Below are 6,510 nucleotides of genomic sequence, written 5' to 3' on the forward strand. Positions count from 1 at the left end.
TTTTATGGGCGGGCTACCCACCGAGACTTATACAGGATGGGTCGTCGGCAGCGTCAGATGTTGATAAGAGAAAGGTTCGAAATCGGCGTCGCCTCGATCTTGCGGCGCGGCGCGGCCTTGATCGAGGGACCGGTGTTGTCCTCCGGCTTGGCGACGGTGGTCGTGGTGCCGCGGGCGGCCTGGACGGGCGCGCTGCCGCGCAGGCGCAGCAGATGCATCCGCACATAGGCGGTCGACCCCACCGCCTGCACCGCCACCCAGTCGGTGCCGCGGGCGCGGCCCAGGACCTTCAGGGGCTGGCCGGGCGGGAAGGTGGCGACGATGGGCGCGCCGTTGCTCGGCTGCGACCGCAGCGCGGTGGTCTTGTCGGTTTCCCACTCGCCGGAGACGGTGTCGAGCCCGGCCGGGGAGGCGCTGGCGGTCCCCTGCACCACGGGCGCGCGGTTGGTCCGCTCGCCCGTCTGGCAGGCGGTCAGCATCACCGCGCAGGCCACGGCGAGGGAGACGGGAACGAGGCGCAGGCGTCTGGTCATCACGGACTCGGTTGGGTAGCCCTTTCGATCGGGCGACCATACAGGATGCGCCCCCACCCGCGCCACCGCGCCGCGGCAAAACGGCTATGCACTGTTTGTGGCAGGAAAGTGGCGCCGCCCCAGAGACCGTATCCCTAGGCGAGGACGCCCAATTGCCAACCGAGGAAGACGCCCAGCGCCACCGCGATGGTGAGGAGCTGCTTGCCCGTCACCACGCAGACCAGCACGGCGGCCAGCGCGCCGACGAGCTGCGGGTTCCTCCAGGTCAGCTCCAGCCCCTCGCCGTTCGGCGACAGGATCATCGGCACGATGATGGCGGTCAGCACCGTGACCGGGACGAAGCCCAGCGCCTGCTTCAGCAGCGGCGGGAAGACCACCCGGTCGCCGAGCACGAACAGCGCCGCCTTCACGAAGACGGTCACCGCCGCCATGCCCAGGATCATGACGGTGTTGGTCAGGACGGTCCCGGTCATGCCGCCTCCTCCTCCCGCCGCCCGGCCTCAAGCCCGCCGGAGCGCCAGCGTTGCAGGGCCATCCCCACGGTCACCCCGGCCACCACGGCGGCCATCAGCCCCAGCTTGTAGGGCACATCCTGCCCCAGATAGGCCACGGCCCCCGCCGCCACCGCCGCCGCGAAGTTGGGCAGGCTGGCGAGCTGCGGGACGACGATGGCGATGAAGGTCGCGACCATCGCGAAGTCGAGCCCCAGCGACTGGAGCTGCGGGAAGGCCGCGCCGAACAGCAGGCCGACCAGGGTCCAGAACTGCCAGTTTGCGTACATCGACAGGCAGGAACCCAGGAAATACCAGTGCCCGAGCGGCGCCCGCGGGTGCCGGGCGTAATAGCCGGCCATCACCGCGAAGGTCTCGTCCGTCAGGAAGAAGCCCAGCGCCCAGCGCCAGCGCGCCGGAAGATGGGCGACGTGCGGCAGCAGCGTGGCGGCGTAGAGGGCGTGGCGCAGGTTCACGATCAGGGTGGTCAGCCAGATCACCGCCAGCCCGGCGTGGCCGGCGACCAGCCCCAGCGCGATGAACTGGCTGGACCCGGCGAAGACCGACAGGGACATGAGCTGCCCCTGCCACGCCGCCAGCGGCCCGGCGGCCACCAGCGTGCCGAAGATCACCCCGAAGGGCGCCGCGCCGATGACCATCGGCAGGGTGTCGCGGGCGCCGGCGGCGAAGCTGGATCGTCTGGTCATGATCGTTCTGAAGCGTCTTGTCGGACCGTTCCATGGAACAGCGTCGGGTTGCGGACCATAGCGCTGCGACGAGCGCGCCGCCCGCCTTTTATTGTCCGGGAGACAAGTCCATCCACCCCGCCCCGCGCAAAATGCCGCATGCGAACGAGCGATGAAAATTTCCCGTATTTGGGGTATTTCCTTGGAACTCTCGCACTCGCTGCGTCTGCTGGGGAGCCCGCTCGCGTGAAGGTACCGTTCAACAACAAGGCCCGTTGGATCGACGACGTCATCTGGCATCAGATCCCGCGCCTGAAGATCGAGCCGCGGCGCAAGCTCGCCGCGGCGTTGGTCGCGCCCTTCCGGCCCCGCACCCCTGGCTTCAAACCATCTGAACAGGCGTTGAGCCTCAGGACGCAACTGGAGACGCGCGGCTACACCGACGCCTTCCGCCTGATGACCGACGAGCAGGTCGCGGCGATGCGGCGCTATTTCGAGGAGCAGCCCTGCTTCGACGGCGGCCACCGGCAGTACGGCTCCTTCACCATCGACAAGGTGCCGTCGCCGGACATCCAGATGGCCCGTTATGTGGAGGAGCAGTTCCTGGCCGCCCCTCACCTGCTGGACACCATCAACCACCCGCTCGTCCTGGAGGTCGCAGAGGCGTTCCACGGTTGTAAGCCGACCATCGACGGCATGTCGGTCTGGTGGTCGCTGGCCCGGCCCAACCCGCGGATCAGCACGCAGAACTACCACCGGGACTACAACCAGGTCCGCCACTTCAAGATGTTCCTGTACCTGACGGACACCGACATGGGCGGCGGGCCGCACATCTACGTCCCGGCCTCCCAGCACGGGCAGGAGCTTCTGGAGCGGCGCAATCACTCCGACGCCGAGGTCGAGGCGGTCTACGGCCCGTCGGCGCCCGTCGCGCTGACCGGGCGGGCGGGCGACTGCTTCCTGGCCGACAACATCGGGATGCACAAGGCTCTCCAGCCGACGCACAGCGACCGGCTGATCGTCGTCACCGAATACACGTTGCTGCGCAACCGCTTCTGCCCGCTCCAGCCGGTGCTGCCGAATCCGGACCGCCGTTACGACCCCTACGTCAACCGGGTCTATCTGCGGAGTTAACGATTCCGATAGGGCCGGCGCGCCGGGGAAGGGCTTTCCATCCGTCCGCCTTTCCGGCAGGCTGGTCCGATGAAACCCGATTCCTGCTTCGAGTTTCCTGTCCACACGGCGGGGGAACGTGCGGCGGACGCGGTCATCCACGCCATCGGCGTGATCGCCGGCCTGATCGGCGCGTCCTGGCTGCTGGTCGTGACGGCGGGCCATGCCTCCGCCACCGAGATGGTGTCGCTGGTCGCCTACGGCGCCGGGCTGGTCGGCATGCTGAGCGCATCGGCCGCCTACAACCTGGCCCCGCCGGGCCGGCGCAAGGCGGTGCTGCGGCGGCTCGACCACGCGATGATCTATGTGATGATCGCCGGCAGCTACACCCCCTTCACCCTGAACCGGCTGGACGGCGCCGCCGGGCTCGCGCTGGGGATCGGGGTGTGGGTGGCGGCGCTGGGCGGGGTGGCGCTGAAGCTGTTCGCCTCCTGGCGGTACGAACGGCTGGGTTTCGTGCTCTATCTGGGGCTCGGCTGGGCCATCCTGTCGGTGGCCGAACCGCTGTGGCGGTCGCTGTCCCCGACGACGCTGCTTCTGCTGGCGGTGGGCGGGGTGGTCTACACGGTCGGCGCCTTCATCCACACGCTCGACCGCCTGCCCTACAACATCCCGGTCTGGCACGCGCTGGTCATCGTGGCGGCCTCCTGCCACTTCGCCGCGGTGGCGCGGGAGTTCGTGGTGACATGACGAACGAGGGGCCTCGCGAAAGGCCCCTCGCCGGCGTCGTCAATGGACGGTGGTCACCGGCTGTGTCGCCGCGCTGCGAACCTGGGCGGAGACGGGCAGGCCGTTGATGGTCAGCTCGCCGCCTTCCGCCCCAACCTTCACCGTCTGGCCGTCGGCGACGCGGCCCTCCAGGATCATGGTCGCCAGCGGGTTCTGCAGCTCCCGCTGGATCACCCGCTTCAGCGGGCGCGCGCCGTAGACCGGGTCGTAGCCGGCCTCGGCCAGCCATTGCGTCGCCGCCTCGTCCACCTCCAGCGTGATGTCGCGGTCGGCCAGCATGCGGACCAGCCGGCCGAGCTGGATCGTCACGATCCCGCCCATGTGGCTGCGGTCCAGGCGGTGGAACAGCAGGATCTCGTCCAGCCGGTTCAGGAACTCCGGCCGGAAGTGGGCGCGCACCACCTCCATCACCTCGTCGCGCACGGCGCCGCTGTCCTGGCCTTCCGGCTGGGCCGCCAGCACCTCGGAGCCGAGGTTCGAGGTCATGATGATGACCACGTTGCGGAAATCCACCGTCCGCCCCTGCCCGTCGGTCAGGCGCCCGTCGTCGAGCACCTGGAGCAGCACGTTGAAGACGTCCGGGTGGGCCTTCTCCACCTCGTCGAACAGCACGACCTGATAGGGCCGGCGGCGCACCGCCTCGGTCAGCGCCCCGCCCTCCTCATAGCCGACATAGCCCGGAGGGGCGCCGATCATGCGGGCGACCGAGTGCTTCTCCATGTATTCCGACATGTCGAGCCGAACCATGGCCGTCTCGTCGTCGAACAGGAACTCGGCCAGCGCCTTGGTCAGCTCGGTCTTGCCGACGCCGGTCGGGCCGAGGAACAGGAAGGAGCCGATCGGCCGGTTGGGGTCCTGCAGGCCGGCGCGGGCGCGGCGCACCGCGTTGGACACCGCCACGATGGCCTCGTCCTGTCCGATCACGCGGGTCTTCAGGCGGGTTTCCATCGCCAGCAGCTTCTCCCGCTCGCCGGCCAGCATCTTGTCCACCGGCACGCCGGTCCAGCGGCTGACCACGGCGGCGATGTCGCTGTCGCGCACCTCCTCGTTCAGCATGCGGTTGGCGGCATGGGCCTCCGCCTCCTTCAGACGCTTCTCCAGGTCGGGGATGACGCCGTAGGCCAGCTCGCCGGCCCGGCCCCAGTTGCCGTCACGCTGTGCCTGCTCCAGCTCGGTGCGGGCTCTCTCCAGGTCCTCCTTGATCTTCTGGGCGCCCTGGAGCTGGTCCTTCTCGGCCTGCCACTTGGCGGTCAGCTCGGCGGATTCCTGCTCCAGATCGGCCAGTTCGCCTTCCAGGTTGGCGAGCCGGGCGCGCGAGGCGTCGTCGGACTCGCGCTTCAGCGCCTCCCGCTCGATCTTGAGCTGGATGATGCGGCGGTCCAGCTCGTCGATGGTCTCCGGCTTGCTGTCCACGGCCATGCGCAGGCGGCTCGCCGCCTCGTCGATCAGGTCGATCGCCTTGTCGGGCAGGAAGCGGTCTGTGATGTAGCGGTTCGACAGGGTCGCCGCCGACACGATGGCCGCGTCGGTGATGCGCACGCCGTGGTGAACCTCGTAGCGCTCCTTCAGGCCGCGCAGGATGGAGATGGTGTCCTCCACCGTCGGCTCCGGCACGAAGACGGGCTGGAAGCGCCGCGCCAGCGCCGCGTCCTTCTCGATGTGCTTGCGGTACTCGTCCAGCGTGGTCGCGCCGACGCAGTGCAGCTCGCCTCTGGCCAGCGCCGGCTTCAGCATATTGGAGGCGTCCATGGCGCCGTCGGCCTTGCCGGCGCCGACCAGGGTGTGCAACTCGTCGATGAAGACGATGATCTCGCCCGCCGCCGCCTGGATCTCCTGGAGCACGGCCTTCAGCCGCTCCTCGAACTCGCCGCGGTACTTGGCGCCGGCCACCATGCCGGCGAGGTCGAGCGACAGCAGCTTCTTGTTCTTCAGCCCTTCCGGCACGTCGCCCTTGACGATGCGCTGGGCGAGTCCCTCGACGATGGCGGTCTTGCCGACGCCCGGCTCGCCGATCAGGACAGGGTTGTTCTTGGTGCGCCTCGCCAGCACCTGGATGGTGCGGCGGATTTCCTCATCACGCCCGATGACGGGGTCGAGCTTGCCCTCACGCGCCGATTCGGTCAGGTCGCGGGCGTATTTCTTCAGCGCGTCATAGCCCTGCTCGGCGCTGGCGGTGTCGGCGGTGCGGCCCTTGCGCACCTCGTTGATCGCGGTGTTCAGCGCCTGCGGGGTGACGCCCGCGCGCTTCAGCACCGCGGCGGACGGCGTGCCGTCGGCCATGGCGAGCGCCAGCAGGATGCGCTCCGCGGTGACGTAGCTGTCGCCGGCCTTCTTGGCGACCGTCTCGGCCTGCTCGAACACGCGGGAGAGTTCCGGCGTCAGGTACACCTGACCCGCCCCGGCGCCTTCCACCTTGGGCTGCTTGTCCAGCTCGGCGTCCACGCCCGACAGCGCCAGGGCGGGATCGCCGCCGGCCGCACGGATCAGGTTGGCGGCCAAGCCTTCCTTGTCGTCCAGGAGGGTCTTCAGCAGATGCTCCGGCGTCAGCCGCTGGTGGCCGCGCCGCAGGGCCAGGGTCTGCGCCGCCTGCACGAAGCCGCGGCTGCGCTCGGTGTATTTTTCGAAGTCCATGATGTGCTCCCTTCATCGCCGACCGTCCGCGAGGCAGCCCGGTCAGTCCGATCCACGTTACCAGTGCGATCCGCAAGGATGCATGCGTCGCCGTAGATGTGGGAGAGGCCCATCCGTATGCAAGACCCCCCGGTACGCGTGGTTATTGCTTTTGTCGGATCCGCGCCGAAAGGGTGGCTTTCCGCGGCCCGCAGGAAAAGGCTAGGGTTTTGCCCCAATGCCACGGACTCCCGCCTTCATGACGTCCACGCCCACCAGCCCCCCGCC

The 6,510-nt window shown here is 68.9% G+C and carries 6 protein-coding genes; 2 read left to right on the plus strand and 4 right to left on the minus strand.

Translation table 11 applies throughout. From position 1 onward, the window contains the following. Positions 1-53: 53 nt before the first annotated feature. The 3 genes from GBZ26_RS25430 to GBZ26_RS25440 all read right to left on the minus strand — a co-directional run bounded on the left by GBZ26_RS25430 (position 54) and on the right by GBZ26_RS25440 (position 1,731). A complete protein-coding gene (locus GBZ26_RS25430; protein ID WP_174441228.1) occupies positions 54-533 on the minus strand; it encodes an SH3 domain-containing protein in 480 nt (159 codons plus the stop codon). Positions 534-667: 134 nt separating this feature from the next. After that, positions 668-1,006, minus strand: a complete 339-nt coding sequence (locus GBZ26_RS25435) for an AzlD domain-containing protein (protein ID WP_211104960.1) — start codon at positions 1,004-1,006, stop codon at positions 668-670. Then, a complete protein-coding gene (locus GBZ26_RS25440) occupies positions 1,003-1,731 on the minus strand; it encodes an AzlC family ABC transporter permease (RefSeq protein ID WP_174441229.1) in 729 nt (242 codons plus the stop codon). Before GBZ26_RS25440 ends, GBZ26_RS25435 begins: the two co-directional genes overlap by 4 nt. 225 nt (positions 1,732-1,956) lie before the next feature. Between GBZ26_RS25440 and GBZ26_RS25445 the strand changes: the two genes are divergently transcribed. Next, complete coding sequence (locus GBZ26_RS25445; protein WP_174441230.1) at positions 1,957-2,844, plus strand: phytanoyl-CoA dioxygenase family protein; 888 nt, start codon at positions 1,957-1,959, stop codon at positions 2,842-2,844. A gap of 69 nt (positions 2,845-2,913) precedes the next feature. Next, on the plus strand, positions 2,914-3,573 hold the full coding sequence (gene trhA, locus GBZ26_RS25450; protein WP_174441231.1) for a PAQR family membrane homeostasis protein TrhA: 660 nt from the start codon (positions 2,914-2,916) through the stop codon (positions 3,571-3,573). Positions 3,574-3,612: 39 nt separating this feature from the next. Here trhA and clpB read toward each other — a convergent pair whose 3' ends face one another. Continuing rightward, positions 3,613-6,243, minus strand: coding sequence for an ATP-dependent chaperone ClpB (clpB, locus tag GBZ26_RS25455; protein WP_174441232.1), 2,631 nt, complete (start codon positions 6,241-6,243; stop codon positions 3,613-3,615). Positions 6,244-6,510: the final 267 nt, after the last annotated feature.

This window comes from Azospirillum formosense, from assembly GCF_013340925.1.
Taxonomy (GTDB): Bacteria; Pseudomonadota; Alphaproteobacteria; order Azospirillales; family Azospirillaceae; genus Azospirillum; species Azospirillum formosense.

Bases quoted from the DNA above. Each gene is read 5' to 3' on its own strand.
- GBZ26_RS25430 (WP_174441228.1), bottom strand. From the start codon at position 533: ATGACCAGACGCCTGCGCCTCGTTCCCGTCTCCCTCGCCGTGGCCTGC.
- GBZ26_RS25435 (WP_211104960.1), bottom strand. From the start codon at position 1,006: ATGACCGGGACCGTCCTGACCAACACCGTCATGATCCTGGGCATGGCG.
- GBZ26_RS25440 (WP_174441229.1), bottom strand. From the start codon at position 1,731: ATGACCAGACGATCCAGCTTCGCCGCCGGCGCCCGCGACACCCTGCCG.
- trhA (WP_174441231.1), top strand. From the start codon at position 2,914: ATGAAACCCGATTCCTGCTTCGAGTTTCCTGTCCACACGGCGGGGGAA.
- clpB (WP_174441232.1), bottom strand. From the start codon at position 6,243: ATGGACTTCGAAAAATACACCGAGCGCAGCCGCGGCTTCGTGCAGGCG.